Origin of the sequence: Rhodococcus koreensis, from assembly GCF_017068375.1 — a bacterium.
Lineage (GTDB): Bacteria > Actinomycetota > Actinomycetes > Mycobacteriales > Mycobacteriaceae > Rhodococcus_F > Rhodococcus_F koreensis.
Window position 1 is genome coordinate 2,856,346 of the sequence record NZ_CP070609.1, and the last position, 15,661, is coordinate 2,872,006.

General features: G+C 67.4%; 16 protein-coding genes and 1 pseudogene. 11 read left to right on the forward strand and 6 right to left on the reverse strand.

Features of this window, described 5'->3' with window-relative positions; all coding sequences use genetic code 11:
* Positions 1-239 precede the first annotated feature (239 nt).
* The 4 genes from JWS14_RS13190 (at position 240) to JWS14_RS13205 (ending at position 4,189) form a co-directional block, all read left to right on the forward strand.
* Positions 240-812 (forward strand): flavin reductase family protein, encoded by a 573-nt coding sequence (locus JWS14_RS13190; RefSeq protein ID WP_206013448.1) that lies wholly within the window; start codon positions 240-242, stop codon positions 810-812.
* Between the two features lie 21 nt (positions 813-833).
* Positions 834-2,450 (forward strand): 4-hydroxyphenylacetate 3-hydroxylase family protein, encoded by a 1,617-nt coding sequence (locus JWS14_RS13195; protein WP_206013449.1) that lies wholly within the window; start codon positions 834-836, stop codon positions 2,448-2,450.
* Between the two features lie 22 nt (positions 2,451-2,472).
* Positions 2,473-3,321, forward strand: a complete 849-nt coding sequence (gene catA / locus JWS14_RS13200) for a catechol 1,2-dioxygenase (RefSeq protein WP_072948068.1) — start codon at positions 2,473-2,475, stop codon at positions 3,319-3,321.
* Between the two features lie 73 nt (positions 3,322-3,394).
* A complete protein-coding gene (locus JWS14_RS13205; protein ID WP_206013450.1) occupies positions 3,395-4,189 on the forward strand; it encodes an alpha/beta fold hydrolase in 795 nt (264 codons plus the stop codon).
* Between the two features lie 4 nt (positions 4,190-4,193).
* Here the strand turns inward: JWS14_RS13205 and JWS14_RS13210 are convergent, their stop codons facing one another.
* The 6 genes from JWS14_RS13210 to JWS14_RS13235 all read right to left on the reverse strand — a co-directional run bounded on the left by JWS14_RS13210 (position 4,194) and on the right by JWS14_RS13235 (position 10,701).
* On the reverse strand, positions 4,194-5,429 hold the full coding sequence (locus JWS14_RS13210; RefSeq protein ID WP_206013451.1) for an acetyl-CoA C-acetyltransferase: 1,236 nt from the start codon (positions 5,427-5,429) through the stop codon (positions 4,194-4,196).
* Positions 5,422-7,128, reverse strand: a complete 1,707-nt coding sequence (locus JWS14_RS13215) for an AMP-binding protein (RefSeq protein WP_206013452.1) — start codon at positions 7,126-7,128, stop codon at positions 5,422-5,424. Before JWS14_RS13215 ends, JWS14_RS13210 begins: the two co-directional genes overlap by 8 nt.
* Entirely contained in the window at positions 7,125-7,973 is an 849-nt protein-coding gene (locus JWS14_RS13220) for an alpha/beta fold hydrolase (protein WP_206013453.1), read from the reverse strand. Before JWS14_RS13220 ends, JWS14_RS13215 begins: the two co-directional genes overlap by 4 nt.
* Positions 7,970-8,773, reverse strand: coding sequence for a hypothetical protein (locus tag JWS14_RS13225; protein WP_206013454.1), 804 nt, complete (start codon positions 8,771-8,773; stop codon positions 7,970-7,972). Before JWS14_RS13225 ends, JWS14_RS13220 begins: the two co-directional genes overlap by 4 nt.
* Positions 8,770-9,963 (reverse strand): acyl-CoA dehydrogenase family protein, encoded by a 1,194-nt coding sequence (locus JWS14_RS13230; RefSeq protein ID WP_206013455.1) that lies wholly within the window; start codon positions 9,961-9,963, stop codon positions 8,770-8,772. Before JWS14_RS13230 ends, JWS14_RS13225 begins: the two co-directional genes overlap by 4 nt.
* 132 nt (positions 9,964-10,095) lie before the next feature.
* Positions 10,096-10,701 (reverse strand): TetR/AcrR family transcriptional regulator, encoded by a 606-nt coding sequence (locus tag JWS14_RS13235; protein WP_072948050.1) that lies wholly within the window; start codon positions 10,699-10,701, stop codon positions 10,096-10,098.
* Positions 10,702-10,904: 203 nt separating this feature from the next.
* Here JWS14_RS13235 and JWS14_RS13240 point away from each other — a divergent pair, with 203 nt between their 5' ends.
* From JWS14_RS13240 to JWS14_RS13270, 7 genes and pseudogenes are all read left to right on the forward strand, one after another.
* Positions 10,905-11,384, forward strand: coding sequence for a nuclear transport factor 2 family protein (locus tag JWS14_RS13240; RefSeq protein WP_206013456.1), 480 nt, complete (start codon positions 10,905-10,907; stop codon positions 11,382-11,384).
* Positions 11,381-11,728: a DUF485 domain-containing protein gene (locus JWS14_RS13245; RefSeq protein ID WP_072948045.1), complete on the forward strand. Its 348-nt coding sequence runs from the start codon at positions 11,381-11,383 to the stop codon at positions 11,726-11,728. Before JWS14_RS13240 ends, JWS14_RS13245 begins: the two co-directional genes overlap by 4 nt.
* The gene (locus tag JWS14_RS13250) at positions 11,725-13,329 is read left to right on the forward strand and encodes a solute symporter family protein (protein ID WP_095862288.1); all 1,605 of its coding nucleotides are present in this window, start codon (positions 11,725-11,727) and stop codon (positions 13,327-13,329) included. The genes JWS14_RS13245 and JWS14_RS13250 overlap by 4 nt, the downstream gene beginning before the upstream one ends.
* Positions 13,330-13,471: 142 nt before the next feature.
* Positions 13,472-13,942 carry a nuclear transport factor 2 family protein gene (locus tag JWS14_RS13255; protein ID WP_206013457.1) on the forward strand — a complete coding sequence of 157 codons (471 nt, stop codon included), beginning with the start codon at positions 13,472-13,474 and terminating at the stop codon, positions 13,940-13,942.
* A gap of 20 nt (positions 13,943-13,962) precedes the next feature.
* Complete coding sequence (locus tag JWS14_RS13260; protein WP_206013458.1) at positions 13,963-14,535, forward strand: TetR/AcrR family transcriptional regulator; 573 nt, start codon at positions 13,963-13,965, stop codon at positions 14,533-14,535.
* Between the two features lie 41 nt (positions 14,536-14,576).
* Positions 14,577-14,898: pseudogene (locus JWS14_RS13265) on the forward strand (putative quinol monooxygenase).
* Positions 14,899-14,950: 52 nt separating this feature from the next.
* Positions 14,951-15,649, forward strand: coding sequence for an HAD family hydrolase (locus JWS14_RS13270; protein ID WP_072948032.1), 699 nt, complete (start codon positions 14,951-14,953; stop codon positions 15,647-15,649).
* Positions 15,650-15,661 lie beyond the last annotated feature (12 nt).

Below are 15,661 nucleotides of genomic sequence, written 5' to 3' on the forward strand. Positions count from 1 at the left end.
GTACGTCCAGACCTCTCACCTCGCGCTTCGGCGGCGTTCGAGCAACTCCCGACCCTAGCATCGCCTGTGACTCACGTCACTGCAAGGCCCTGCGCCGCACCTCCGCCAATCCCGTTTCGCGTTCCGGATCGGCGGTTCGCAATGCGGATCGACGGACTGTGATGCCCGTCATACGTTGTGCAGGTGCCCCCAAACGCAGGGGTGATCGCACGAATCGTGCAGAAAGGCGGTCACGAAAAATGGATCAGCGCACTCTCCGTAACATTTTCGGTCAGTTCGCCAGTGGCGTCACCGTGATCACGTGCGCCAACTCCGACGGCGAGCCGCACGGGGCCACCGTCACCGCGTTCACTGCGATCTCGATCGAACCTCGGCTGTGCCAGGTGACGTTGACCCGGAAATCGAAGGCGTGCAGCTACCTGGGTGACGCGCCGTTCGCGGTGAACATTCTGGCCGCCGATCAGCTCGATACCGCCATGCATTTCGCAGGCAAACCACAACGGACGGAACCGGTGTGGGACGACTCCGGCATCGCTCCCGCACTGTCCGGCAACGCGGCGACGCTGACCTGCGCACCCTGGGCCTCCTACGATGGCGGCGATCACATCATCTTCATCGGGGAGATCGTCGACGCCTCTGTCGACTCGGCCAAGGACCCACTGCTGTTCTACCGCAGTACCTTCCACGATCTCGGCGCCGCGTCCGGCACCACGGCGTGGAACGGCTGCCTCGACGACCCCCACAGCGGATGGTTCGACGCCGCCGCGTCCTTCACGCCCCTCCACTTGCAGCTCGCCCAGGCTGCCTCGTAATCCTGACGAAAGGAAAACACCATGACCACCACCGAAGCTGCCCCCGAGAACGCCGTCGACCGTAGCAAGGTCAATGTCGCTGCGGACTGTGAGGCGAACCGCACCGCGAACTTCGCGTCGCGCCCGATGACGGGTGACGAGTACATCGAGTCGCTGCGCGACGACCGGGAGATCTACCTGCACGGCGAGCGTGTCAAGGATGTCACGACGCATCCGGCGTTCCGCAACCCGATCCGGATGACCGCCCGCCTGTACGACGCGATGCACACCGGCGAGCACGTCGAGACCCTGACGACCCCCACCGACACCGGCAACGGTGGGGTGACGATGCCCTTCTTCCGGGCGTCCAAGACGTCGGACGACCTGCTGAAGGACCGCGACGCGATCGCCACCTGGGCACGGATGACGTACGGCTGGATGGGCCGCAGCCCCGACTACAAGGCGTCGTTCCTCGGCACCCTGCATGCGAACAAGGAGCTGTATTCGCCGTTCCAGGCCAACGCCGAACGCTGGTACAAGGAATCGCAGGAGAAGGTCCTGTACTGGAACCACGCGATCATCAACCCCCCGGTGGACCGGCAGCTTCCCCCGGACGAGGTCGGCGACGTGTTCATGAAGGTGGAAAAGGAAACCGACGCCGGCCTGATCGTCTCCGGCGCCAAGGTGGTGGCCACCGGTTCGGCGATCACCAACTACAACTTCATCGCGCACTACGGGCTGCCGATCAAGAAGAAGCAATTCGCCCTGATCTGCACCGTCCCGATGGACGCCCCGGGGGTGAAGCTGATCTGCCGCACGTCCTACACCCAGCAGGCCGCGGTGATGGGCAGCCCGTTCGACTACCCGCTGTCGTCGCGGATGGACGAGAACGACACCATCTTCGTCTTCGACAAGGTGCTGGTGCCGTGGGAGAACGTCTTCATGTACGGCGATGTGGACAAGATCAATGCCTTCTTCCCGCAGTCGGGGTTCCTGCCGCGCTTCACCCTGCAGGGGTGCACGCGGCTGGCCGTGAAGCTCGATTTCATCGCCGGTCTTCTGATGAAGGCCCTCGACGCCACCGGAGCGGGCGGGTTCCGCGGCGTGCAGACCCGCGTCGGTGAGGTGATCGGCTGGCGAAACCTGTTCTGGTCACTCACCGAATCGATGATCCGCGACCCCGAGCCGTGGGTGGGAGACACCGTCATCCCCAAGCTCGAATACGGCCTCACGTACCGGATGTTCATGCAGCAGGGGTACCCGCGGATCAAGGAGATCATCGAGCAGGACGTCGCGTCGGGCCTGATCTACCTGCCGTCGTCGTCGGCGGACTTCAAGAGCCCCGAGGTCCGGCCGTACCTGGACAAGTACGTCCGCGGCTCCGAGGGCATGCCCGCCGTCGAGCGGGTGAAGATCATGAAGGCCCTGTGGGATTCGGTGGGCAGCGAGTTCGGTGGCCGCCACGAGCTGTACGAGCGCAACTACGCCGGCAACCACGAGGGTGTGAAGGCGGAACTGCTGATGTTCGCGGAGAACCGGGGAACGGTCAGTTCGATGAAGGGTCTGGCCGAGCAATGCCTTGCCGAGTACGACCTCGACGGCTGGACCGTGCCCGACCTCATCGGCAACGACGACGTCTCCTACTTCGGCCGCAGCTAGCCCCTCGAGACCAGGAGAATCCATGACCACCATCGAAAGCCCCACCGCGGTCGGCTCCGGCAACGCCGCCACCGACAAGTTCAAGGGCGCCAGATTCACCGCCGACACTTCGCCGGAACGCCTGTCCGCCATCGCCACCGAGGCGCTCGCCGGGTTCGGCGCGCTGATCCGAAAGCACGCCGTCACCTACCCGGAGTACCGCGTCCTCAAGCAGTGGCTTATCGACGTCGGCGAGGGTGGCGAATGGCCGCTACTCCTCGACGTGTTCGTCGAGCACGAGATCGAGGAGGTGAACTCCCGGAACTTCCAGGGCACCAAGGGGAGCATCGAGGGACCGTACTACGTGCCCGGTGCGCCCGAACTCCCCGCGCGGTGCGCCCTTCCGATGCGCGACGAGGATCGGGCTCACACCGCGCTCGTTCTCCGGGGCCAGGTCACCGACCTGGACGGCACGGGGCTCGGCGGCGCCATTATCGAGCTGTGGCATGCCGACGACGAGGGCTATTACTCGCAGTTCGCTCCCCACCTGCCCAAATGGAACCTGCGCGGAACCATCGTCACCGACGCGGAGGGTCGGTACGAGATCACCACCATCGAGCCTGCGCCGTACCAGATCCCGACCGACGGCCCCACCGGGCAATTCATCAACTCCGCCGGCTGGCACCCGTGGCGTCCGGCGCACCTGCACCTGCGGGTGACGTCCCCGGGCAAGCAGCCGATCATCACGCAGCTGTATTTCGCGGGTGGCGACTGGATCGATGACGACGTCGCCGGCGCGACGAAACCCGAGCTCCTCCTCGATCCGCAGCTCGACGACACCGGGCGTAAGGTCGTCACCTACGACTTCGCGCTCGATCCCGCCGCGGATTGAGCCACGGCCCATTCCCCCGGGCGACGCGAGAGATCGCGTCGCCCGGGGTCTCGACGTTTGTGGAGGAATCAACATGGCGAACACATCCGAAGCGCGGACGACGGAATTCGTGCACACCGCGTCGGCCGTGATCGAGGTCGTCGTCGAGGGCATCGGCCCCTCGGTGATCCTGCTGCCCTCGCTCGGCCGCGAGTCGTACGACTACGACGACGTCGCGAGTGGGCTCGCGCGCAACGGGTTCCGGGTCTCCCGTCCGCAACCGCGCGGCATCGGCCGAAGCACCGGTCCGCTGGAGGACATCACGCTGCACGACCTGGCCGCCGACGTCGGAGCGGTGATCGAGACACAGGACAACGGCGCGGCCGTCGTCGTCGGTCACGCCTACGGGCACTACGTCGCACGAATGCTCGCCGCCGACCGGCCCGACCTGGTGCGCGGCGTCGTCGTCGCGGCGGCGGGCGCCCGCAACTACCCGGCCGCACTGACCGCGCTGGCGGTGAAGTGCGCCGATCCCTCACTGCCCGACGCGGAGCGGATCGGCTACCTGCAGACCGGATTCTTCGCGCCGGGCAACGACCCGACGGAATGGCTCAGCGGCTGGTATCCGGAGGTGTCGAAGGGGCAGCTCGCAGCGTCGGCCGCCACACCCAAGGACGAATGGTGGGCGGTCGCGCACCAGCCGATTCTCGACCTGCAGTCCGCTCTCGACCCGTTCCGGCCGCGCGAGACGGCGAACGAATTGCGGGACCGGTTCGGCGAATTGGTCACCGTGAGCGTCGTCCCGAACGCGAGCCATGCGCTGATGCCGGAAGCGCCCGCACAGGTTGTGCGGGCGCTCACCGACTGGATTCGGGGTCTCGACAGCTGAGGGGTCAGATCCTCTCGAAGATCGCGGTCAGCCCCTGGCCGCCGCCGATACACATCGTCTCGAGACCGTAACGGACTCCACGACGGTCCATCTCGCGCAGAAGCGTGGTGAGGATCCGCACTCCCGTAGCGCCGACGGGATGCCCGAGCGAGATTCCCGAACCGTTGACGTTGGTGCGGTCGAAATCCTGCGCACCGAAATTCCATTCACGGGTGACGGCCAGCGCCTGCGCTGCAAAGGCCTCGTTCAGTTCGATGAGGTCGATGTCGGCGAGCGTCAGCCCGGCGCGCTTCAGGGCCCGTTCGGTGGACGGCACCGGTCCGATGCCCATCTCGGACGGCTCCACACCCGCCACCGCCCAGGTGACCAGGCGGGCGAGCGGCCGGAGACCGAGACGCTCCGCCTGCGCCCGGGTGGTGACGAGACATGCTGCCGCACCGTCGTTCTGTCCGCTGGCGTTGCCTGCAGTGACGGTCGCGTCGGGGTCGGTGGCGCCCATGATTGGCCGTAGACGCGCGAGTGACTCGAGCGTCGTGTCGGCGCGGGGATGCTCGTCCCGGTCGACGAGCCGCGGATCACCCTTGCGGACCGGGACTTCCACCGGCACGATCTCCTCGGCGAACTTTCCCGAGTCGATGGCGGCGACCGCCCGCTGGTGGGAGCTGACCGCGAGTTCGTCCTGTTCCCGGCGGCTGATGCCGTACCTGCGGCGCAGGTTCTCCGCCGTCTCCAGCATGCCGCCGGGCACCGGGTAGTTGCGGCCGCCGGCGGTGACACGTCCGCGGGCGAGCCGGTCGTGGAGCGCTGCCGGGGCGCCCTTGGCTCCCCAGCGCATCGACTCGGTGTAGTACTCGGCGCGGCTCATCGACTCCACGCCACCGGCGATCACCAGTTCGGCGACCCCCGTCTGTACCCGCATCGCCGCGTCGAGCACGGCCTGCAGACCCGATCCGCAGCGGCGGTCGAGTTGCTGACCGGGAACCGTCACCGGCAGGCCCGCATCGAGGGCCACGACGCGGCCGATGGCAGGTGCCTCGCCGTTCGGGTAGCACTGACCGAAGATCACGTCGTCGATGCTGCCCGGATCCACGCCGGTGCGGTCGAGCAGTTCGGACACCACACGGGCGCCGAGGTCGGCGGCGGGAACGTCCGTGAACTGGCCGCCGTATCTGCCGACGGGGGTGCGGAGGGGCTCACAGACGACGACATCGGTCGCCTGGGCGTTCGAATTTTCAGGCACTGCGGAAATCCCTTTCGTGATCGGTCCAGCGCTGCGCCCATTCGCGCAGTTCGACCGCTCGGATCTTGGCCCCGTTACCGCCCACGGTGGTCGGCATTTCCTCGATCATGTGCACGGCGGCCGGAACCTTGAACGCCGCCAACGACTCTGCGCACCACGACTTGAGTTCGGCGGCGTCGACGTCGGCGTTCTCGGCCGGGACGACGAACGCGACGGCTTCGGTGTATCCGCCGGTGCCGGTGACTCCGACGACCTTCGTGAGGTGGACGCCGTCGTGTTCGGCGATCCGGTGCTCGATCTCGGCGGGATCCACCAGGAATCCGCGCAGCCGGAGCACATCCCCCATCCGGCATACGTATGTATAGCCGCCGTCTCCGGTCGCGACGGCGAGGTCGCCGCTGCGGAACCAGCCGTCCGACGTGAATGCTCGCGCGGCCGCCTCCGGATTGCCGAGGTACGCGTCGACGACGTTCGGTCCGCGCACCTGAAGCTCGCCTTGCTCGCCGTCGGGGAGAACGGAATCGTCCAGTGGGTCGGCGATCCGGATCTCGATGGCGGGTTCCACCGGACGCCCGCCGCCGTTCCAGCGCACGGCTTCCGGATCGGTGACATCCCACAGCAGCATCAGGGCGAACACCTCGGAGGACCCGAAGACGCCCGTGGTGACGGCGTCGAATTCGTCCCGCACCCATGCGGCCACCTCGTGTGAACGGCCGAGGAAGTCGGCGATCCCGAGCCGCTTCAACGAAGAAAGGTCGGCGCGGTCACCCCCGTGCCACGTGTCGAGGAGACGGGTGAAGAGGTCGTCGCCGCCGACCACGTGTGTCACCTTCAGCGACTGCATGCGGCCCAGCGTGGCCGCGGCCTCGAAGACGGGCTCCATCAGCAGCGCGCCGCCGCCGGCGAGAGTCGCCAGGGCCGTGCTGAATCCGAACACTCCCGACACCGGCAGCACGCAGAGCGTGACGTCGCCGGGCTCGACGTCGAGGACGACGGCGTCGGCGCGGGCGTGCCGGACCACCGCGGATTCCCGATGGGCCGCGAGTTTCGGAACGCCGGTGGAGCCGGACGTGGTGAACGCGACCGCGAGCGGGTCGCCGGGATCCGCCCGCTCGCCCGCGGCGGTCGTGGTGGCCATGTCGGGTGTCTCCGGCACCCGAACACCACCGGTGTCCGCGCTGCCCGCGGTCCAGGCGCCGCCGCCGAGGTCGAACCGCGCCGGATCGGGAGCCTCGCCCCCGGCCGCCGGGCCGCGCACCACCGCGACCGCCGGTGCCGGGAGATCGACGGACTGCTGCGCCTCGCCGAGTCGCCCGAACAAGTCGAGGCCGTGGAAGTGGTCCGCCACGGCCACCACCGCGGGTCGCGCGGAGGTGAGGATGTGCGCGATCTCGTGCGTGTTGTAGCGGGTGTTGACGCCGATGACGTGTGCGCCGACGGCCGACGAGGCGAGCTGCCAGACGATGGCATCGGACCAGTTCGGCAGCAGCACAGCCACACACTGGCCGCGGCGCACACCTACCCTCGAGAGTTCCGATTTCAGAGCCTCGACGCGGTCGCGGAGGTCGGCGCGGCCCGAGACGATCGGTTCGCCGTCGACGACGTCGATCGTGGCGGGGGCCGTCGGGTCGGCCGTCACGAGTGCGTCGAGCAACGCGGCGAGAGTGTCACGGCGCGTGGCCGTGTCGTGCGCCGTCACGAGAGCACCGCCGTGGTGCGCAGTTCCGTCAGCCAGCCGTCCGCCACCGACGCGAAATCGTCGATCTCCTCCATCGGGTAGTGGCCGATGTCGTCGAGCAGGGTGAACGTCGCAGATCCCGGCCGGGCAGCCTCGATTCTCGCTGCGGCCTGCTCGACGAGTCCGGCCTGGATCCACGGGTCCTGCGCTCCGGCGACGAGCCTGATGGGGCAGGTGATGTCGGCGAGACGGTCCCGCACGTCGTGCGTTCCCCAGGCGATGAGGTCCGAGGACGAGATCTCCGGGTCCTCGCGCTTGTGCATCGTGGCGATCAGGCGGGCCTGCGGTTCGGGCACGGACCGCCCGATGGACGCCAGGGTGCCCAGGTACGTGCGGTCAGCGCGGCTGGGTCCGGCGACGTCCTCGAGTTCGCGACGCAGACCGCCGACGCTGACGCGGCCGGGACCGGCCTCCGCCTCCATCGCGATCGCCCCGGCCAGCGGCCGCGACGGGCGGGTCGCGAGTTCGAGTGTCAGCTTGCCCCCGATGGAACATCCCATCACGAACGGCCGCTCGACGGCGAGGGCGTCGAGGACCTTCCCGAGCCAGTCCGCGAACACCACGATGCTGGTGATCGGGCCGTCGACCGCGGGCTCGGAACGCCCGTGGCCCGGAAGGTCGGGGACGATCACCCGGTAGCCGCGGTCTGCCAGTGCGGACGCGGCGTGGCGCCACTGGACTCCGCTCTGCCCCGCGGTGTGCAGGCACAGGACGGTGGGCGTTTCGATGTCCCGACGATTGTCGGGGGTGACGATTTCGACGAAGCCGAGCGCGCCGTCGATTTCCAGGTACCGGGCCTCGATCACGACTGGGCCTCCCTTCCGCACGTGAGTGGCAAAGTGTGCCCCGACACGCTTTGCCACTCACGTGCGGCGGCGCGGGCATGGGCGATGACGATGTCGAGCGGCTTGGTGAGTCGCAGGTACTCGTACCCGTCGCCGCTGGAGGAGAATTCACCGCTGATCGCGCGGCGCATGAAGTCGTTGTGTTCGGCGACCACCAGGTCGACCCACGTCACGGCCGGGATGACGAGCGTGAACGTGGCCCCACCCGGGACGCGGCGCGCGACGTCGATGATCCGGCCGCGGTAGATCCGCAGGTGCACCTCGCGGGACCCGCCCGAGGCGTCGGTGCAGCGCAGGCCCACCGTGCCGTCCCACGTCGCCAGCGAGGACGCGAAGGCAGGATCGGCGGAGAGCGATTCGCGGAGAACCTCTCCCCAGGCGGGGGTGCAGAAGTCCACCGCCGGGTCGTATCGAACTCCGGCGGGGTCGGGCAGGCGCCACGTCTCGATACCCTGCTCGCGGACCGACCCGCCGTCGTCGACGAGCCGCACGTGGCGGTCGAGAACCGCTCCGTCCGCCGACTGTTCGACCCGGGTGACGACGGATTCGACGCGGACGACGTCGTCATCCGTCACCGCAGACTGCGAATTCCATTGCAGCCCGGTACGTGTGGCTGCGACCGCCGGTCGTGGGGCGAGCAGCCCCGCCACGGCGATTCCCGTCAACGATGCTTCCGGCAAGGCCAGTGCGAGTTCGGAGACTCGCCGGGCGTCGCTCACAGCGCGATCGCCGACGGCGATGCTTGTGGTGAGTGTGCTCATTCGGCAGCCCTTCCCAGGAGTTCGTCGGAGATGATCCGCATCTGGATCTCGCTGGTGCCCTCGAAGATCTTCGTCAACCGGGCATCGCGCCAGTGCCGCTCCACCTGGAAGTCGGTGGTGTACCCGGCACCGCCGTGAATCTGCACGGCCTCACTGGTCACCCGCTCGGCCATCTCCGTGGCCACCAGCTTGCACATCGACGCCTCCAGCGAGCACCGACGGCCGGTGTCGATATCGGTGGCCACCGCATACATCAACTGCCGCGCGGCCTCGATGTCGGCGGCCATCGTCGCGATCTTGAACCGCAGATGCTGGAAGTCGGCCAACTCGTGCCCGAACTGACGGCGGGTGTGCAGGTACGCGATCGAATCCTCCAACGCACCCCGAGCCAGACCGATCGCCCGGGCCGCGGTGTGCGCCCGCCCGACCTCGAGACCGGAGACCGCCAGGTAGAAACCCTTGCCCTCCTCGCCGAGCATCGCGGACGCGGGCACCCGGAAGCCGTCGAACGACAACTCCCACGTGCTCCACCCGAAATACCCGATCTTGCGGATCTTCGTCCCGCTGATCCCTTCGGGGAAGCCTCCGCGCTGCTTGTCGATCAGGAACGCGCTGATCCCGCGGTGCGGTTTCGCGGGATCCTTGGTCGGGTCGGTGCGCGCGAACAGCACCAGGTAGTCGGCCTCGTCGGCGTAGGTGCACCACATCTTCGTGCCACTGATCACCCAGTCGTCGCCGTCGCGGGTCGCGCGGCAGGAGATGTTCGCGACATCGGATCCGGCCTCGGCCTCGGACAGGGCGTACGCGCCGAGGTACTCACCGCGGGCCACCTTCGGCAGCAGCGCCGCCTCCTGCTCCGCGGTGAAGCCGCCGCCCATCCCGTTGCCGCGGGCCAGCAGCCCGGACACGCTCATCCACGCCCGCGACAACTCCTCCGCGACCAGGCAGTACTCGAACACACCGAGGCCGAGACCGCCGTGCTCCTCCGGGATCATGATCCCGAAGAACCCGACCTCGGCCATCGCCTTCTTCAACGTGTCCGGGATCGTGCCCTGCACCGGATCCAACTCGTTCGCGACCGGCAGCACCTGCGTCATCGCGAACTCGCGAGCCAGGTCCCGGATCGCCAGGCGGTCCTCGGTGAGATACCGCGGTGAATCTGTCCGCGGCTGCGACGGCCGATGCGTCATGGATACTCCTCCACTCGAACTACGGGGCGCGTGAAACGGGGAACTCGCGGTTCCGCACTCGGATCACATTAACGCTTGTTCACCCAGTAGAGCACGCCCGGGAGCGCACCGTCAATGCCGAACCCGCCCGATTCAGGCGGGGCGGTACCCCACCAGGTTGAGCGCGTAGACGCCGTACGAATCCGCTACCGCCTGCGCGGACAGGGGGCCGTCCGGCCGGTACCAGAGCGCGATGCCTGCACACATGGTCAGTACGGCGGTCACTGCCTGGTGGACGTGCGGGACGTCGAAGTCACCGCCCGCTACCCCCGCCTCGGCGATGGTGACGAACAGATGCTCCTGGGCGTCGCGCGAGCCCACCACCCGTTTGCGATCCACCTCGTCGAGATATCGCAGTTCGGTGTTGGCCACCAGGCACGCACGCTGGTTGCGTGCGGTGTACAGCGAATGCGCGACCACCGCGGCCGTCCACTGCTCAGCGGGCGCGGCACCCGCCTTGCGCAGGGCGTTCCGGGTGGCGGTGAACTGCTCGTCGCTGGCCGCGCGCAGGATCTCGACGAGAAGTTCGTCCTTGTTGTCGAAGTGGTTGTAGACGTTGGCGGCGCTGCACCCGGCGCGTTTGGCGATGGTGCGCATGGTCGCGGCGTGGAAGCCGGCGGTGTAGAACTCCTCCAGCGCTGCGTCCAGAATCCGCTGCCTGACGTGAGGAATCACCGCACTGCTTGACCGAGTGTTCATCCCCCGGAGGGTAGAGGCATCGCGGTGAACGAGCAACGATCCGGCCGGAAATCGCAGTTCAGCAACCCTCAGTGGGAGGGAATCGCGTGAACGACGCTCGGCCTTGACCCGCGACACAACGTCGATTATGGTCCCCATCACATGAACGGTCGTTAATGACTGCTTCGCACATTCCGCACATCGCACCGTGGAGGTATGCCGCCTTGAGCACCCTCGAAGAACGAATTGGCCGTCTGGAAGACCTGGAGGCCATCCGATACCTCGATGCGCAGTACTGCCGCCATCTCGACGACGGCAACTGGGACGCCCTGATGGACCTGTTCACCGACGACGGCGAATTCGACGGGCTGTCCAACCCGAAGGGCAAGAGCGAGATGCGGGAGTTCTTCGCCGGACTCGCCCCCGGTGGGCTCACCGCGTTCTGGCACTTCATCACCAACCTGGAGGTCGATCTCGACGGCGACCGCGCCACCGTCCGCTCGTTCCTGTGGCAGCCGTGCGTGACCGACGGCACCCCCTCGATTGCCGCCGGCCGCTACACGGACGAAGCGGTGAGAGTCGACGGTCGCTGGTTGTATCGCGTCAAGCAGGTTCGTTTCCACTACTTCGGGCCGCTGGCCGAGGGCTGGGACGAGAACCGGTTCGCCCTGGATTCGGCACGGCGCGCGGCGGTGAACGCATGACCACCGAGTCGCCCACTACCGCGTCGAGAGCATGGTCGCCGATCCTCGCGCTGCCGGAGTTCGTCGAACTGCGGCGTCGGCGGCGTGCCGTCACCACCGCACTCGGCCTGATCGCCATCGCGATGTTCGCGGGCTTCCTCGTCGGGTTCGCCTACTTCCCCGAGTTCCTGGGCCACAACACGGCATTCGGCATTCCGCTGTCGCTGTGGGTGGTGTTCTCCCAGTTCGCCGGCACCTGGGTGCTGGTGTACGCGTACTTCCGACTCTCCCGCACCTACATCCAACCCGCCGCCGATGCCGCCGTCCTGGCCATCGCACAACGTGATCAGGAGCATGCGTCATGACCGGCGACGCCGATTTCCTCGCCATCGGCATCTGTGCCGCCGTCATCTCCCTCACCCTGTGGGTGACGTTCGCCGCGTCGCGCCGAAGCCGCAGCGCCACCGGATTCTTCGCCGCGGGCCGCTCGATCACCGGGTGGCAGAACGGTTTCGCGATCGCCGGTGAGTTCATCTCCGCGGGCAGTTTCCTCGGGACCACGGGATTGATCTTCTACAAGGGCGTCGACGGTGCCGTCATTCTCTGCACGTCGGTGGTCTCGTTCCTCCCCGTCCTCTTCCTCCTCGCCGAGAAGATGCGCAACGTCGGAAAGTTCACTCTCGCCGACGTTCTGGTGTTCCGGACCGGTGCACGACGGGTCCGGGTGGTGGTCGCGCTCAGTACCATCGTCACCGGCACGTTCGTGCTGCTCGCCCAACTCGTGGCGGCGGGCGTCCTACTCGAATCAGTCTCGGGGATTCCGTTCGGCCTGTCCGTCGTGGTGGCCGGTTCGCTCATGGGCATCTATGTCTTCGTCGGCGGCATGCTCGCGACCACGTGGGTTCAGGTGATCAAATCGTCCATCCTGTCGATCCTGGCGATCGTGGTGTGCCTGGGAATCCTGGCGAAGTTCGGTTTCAGCGTCCCCGGCATGCTCGGGGCGGCCACGTCGAACGCCGCCGCCGGTGACGCGATCCTCTCGCCGGGCCTGATCTTCGGGCAGACCGGTGCGATCAATCTGATCTCGTACTCGCTGGCGTTCGCGCTCGGCACGGCCGGCATGGCGCACATCCTCATTCGCTTCTTCACCGTCCCCGAGGCCGCGACGGCGCGGAAGTCGCTCGGCTGGACCGTCGCGCTGTGTAGCGTCTTCTACCTGATCGTCATCGTGATGGGCTTCGGCACCGCAGCACTCCTCGGTCCCGACGGGGCGGATCGCGTCGGCGCAGGCGGCAACCTCGCCGCACCCACACTGGTCACGGAACTCGGCGGCGGCGTCGGCACCATCGGCGGTTCCATCGCACTGGCCATGGTGGCGGCCGTGGCATTCGCGAGCATCGTCGCCGTCGTCGCGGGCGTGGTGATCTCGGCGGCGGGAACGTTCGCCCACGACGTGTGGCCCACCCTCACCCGCCGGAAGTCCTCCGACGCCGGCACGGAGACGGCGGATGCTCGCGAGGCGAAGGTCGCCCGGTACGCGGCGGTCGCGTTCAGCGTCCTCGCAATCGGACTGACGATGGCAATCGGCGACACCACGAACATCACCTACTTCATGGGAATGGCCTTCATGGTCGCGGGCAGTGCGCACCTGCCGAGCCTGCTGCTCAGCCTGGGCTGGCGCCGGTTCAACAGCACGGGCGCAGTGTGGGGCATCTCGGTGGGATTGACCTCCACCGTGGTCAGCCTGATGTTCACGGAGGCGCTCTGGCTGGGTAGTGGACCGGCACCGCTGACCATTCAGTTGCCGGTGATCATCACAATGCCGCTCGGGCTGGCCACGGCCGTGATCGGCTCGCTCGCCGCCGAACGCCGTCACGGACGGTCGGCGGACCGGGACGAGAAGTTCGCCGAAATGCTGGTGCGTGCCGAAACCGGTATCGGCGCGGAACTCGCCGAGAAGCACTAGGTTTCACGCTCGGCCGATGCCCTCGCCAAGCCGGCGGGGGCATCTGCCGTGAAGCGTGCCCGTCACGACCCTGGACAGCGCTTGTACCTATCGGTACAGTATGTACCGAAAGGTACAGGACCTCCTCGAAGGAGCGCACCCCATGTCAATTCGCCCACCCGTCCCACCGTTCACACTCGACACCGCGATCGCGAAGGTTCGCGCCGCCGAGGACGGCTGGAATTCCCGCGATCCCGAGAAGGTCGCGCAGGCTTACACCGAGGACAGTTGGTGGCGCAATCGGTCCACCTTTCTGCAGGGACGCCGCGAGATCGTCGACTTCCTCGCCGGGAAATGGGACCGCGAGCTGGAATACCGTCTGATCAAGGAGCTGTGGGCGCACGACGGGAATCGGATCGCGGTCCGGTTCGCGTACGAGTTCCACGACACCGACGGGCAGTGGTTCCGCGCGTACGGCAACGAGAACTGGCAGTTCGACGACAACGGGCTGATGCGGTGGCGCCACGCCAGCATCAACGACGTGCCGATCGACGAATCCGACCGCAAGTTCTTCTGGGACATGTCCGGCGTGCGACCGTCGGATCATCCCGGGCTGAGCGATCTCGGCCTCTGACCGGCACACGAGGAGTAGTCATGCCACGAGCAGTAGCCGAGCGCGGCGACGTCGTCCCCGTGCTGGCGGAGGTGTTCCGATCCCATGGGTTCGACGGCGCGAGTCTGGCCGTCATCACCGAACACACCGGACTCGGCAAAGGCAGCCTGTACAACTTCTTCCCCCGCGGAAAGGACGAGATGGCCGAGGCCGTCCTCGACGAGGTCGACGCTTGGTTCCAGGCCGCCGTCTACCGGCCGCTGCGTGGGTCCGAGCCCGCCGCCGCCCGTCTCGATCGGATGTTCGACGAGGTCGAGACGTACTTCCGGTCGGGTCGCCGAATCTGCCTGTTCGGCGCGTTCGCGCTCGGCCTCGAACGCGACCGCTTCGCCGACCGGGTCCGCGCCTACTTCACCGACTGGGTCGATTCGCTCGCGGGTGCCCTCTCCGACGCCGGCCACGGCAGGCAGTCGCGGCCACTTGCCGAGGAGGTCGTCGCGGGGATCCAGGGCGCGCTGGTCCTGGCGCGTGCCCTGGACGACCCCGACAGCTTCACGCGCATCCTCACCCGGCTTCGCCGCGCGGTCGCGGATTCGACGCAATCGCGCGCGTAGGATTCGACCCGGAATACGGAAACTCGAGAAGTGAGGCAGCCGTGATCTTCATCGTCGTCAACTTCACCGTGAAACCGGACCACGCCGACGGCTGGCTCGACCTGGTGCAGCCGTTCACCGACGCGACCCGGAACGAACCGGGCAACCTGTGGTTCTACTGGTCGCGCGGTGGAGGATCCGAACCTGTACGTCCTCGTCGAAGCGTTCCGCGACGACGACGCCGCCGTCGCCCACGTGCAGAGCGAGCATTTCCGGAACGCGCTGCGCGAACTGAAGCCCGCCCTCGCACAGACGCCGCGGATCATCAACACCACGATCGACGGCACCGAGTGGTCGCTGATGGGTGAACTCGAAGTCGACTGACCCCGTCCGGCTTCACCCTGAAGTCGCGTGCACCGCGCGTTAGCCTGAACACGTGGCTTCCGATCTCACCGAACTCGACGCAGTGATCTTCGACTTCTCCGGCACGCTGTTCCGGCTGGAGGAGGACGACAGCTGGATGGCCGACCTCACCGACCACGAAGGTGAACCGTTCGACCTCCACCAGCAGGCCGAGTTGATGCGGCGCATGACGGCGCCGGTCGGTCAGACCGTCGAGATGGACGCCGCCGAGCACCACGCGTGGACCAACCGGGACCTCGACCCTCGGTTCCACCGGCAGGCGTACCTCGACGTTCTGCGCAAGTCCGGGGTCGCGCACGAGGTCCAGGCGGTCGGGCTGTACGAACGGCTGATCGACCCGGGATGCTGGAGCGCATACCCCGATACCGCGGAAGTCCTTGCGTCACTGAAGGACCGCGGAATCAAGATCGCGGTGCTGAGCAACATCGCATTCGACATCCGGCCCGCGTTCGCAGATCTGGGAGTCGAGCATCTCGTCGACGAGTTCGTGCTGTCGTTCGAGGTGGGTGCGATCAAACCGGACCCGAAGATCTTCGAGCACGCCCTCGCCGCACTCGGTTCCGCACCCGAACGGACTCTGATGATCGGCGACAGCGAGGAAGCCGACGGTGCCGCGCGAAAGGTGGGCTGCGCGTTCGCACTCGTCGAACCCGTTTCCATCGCCGAGCGCCCGGACGGTCTCCGAACTGCCCTCAGTGCCTTCGGCCTGTGAGTACTTGTTAAC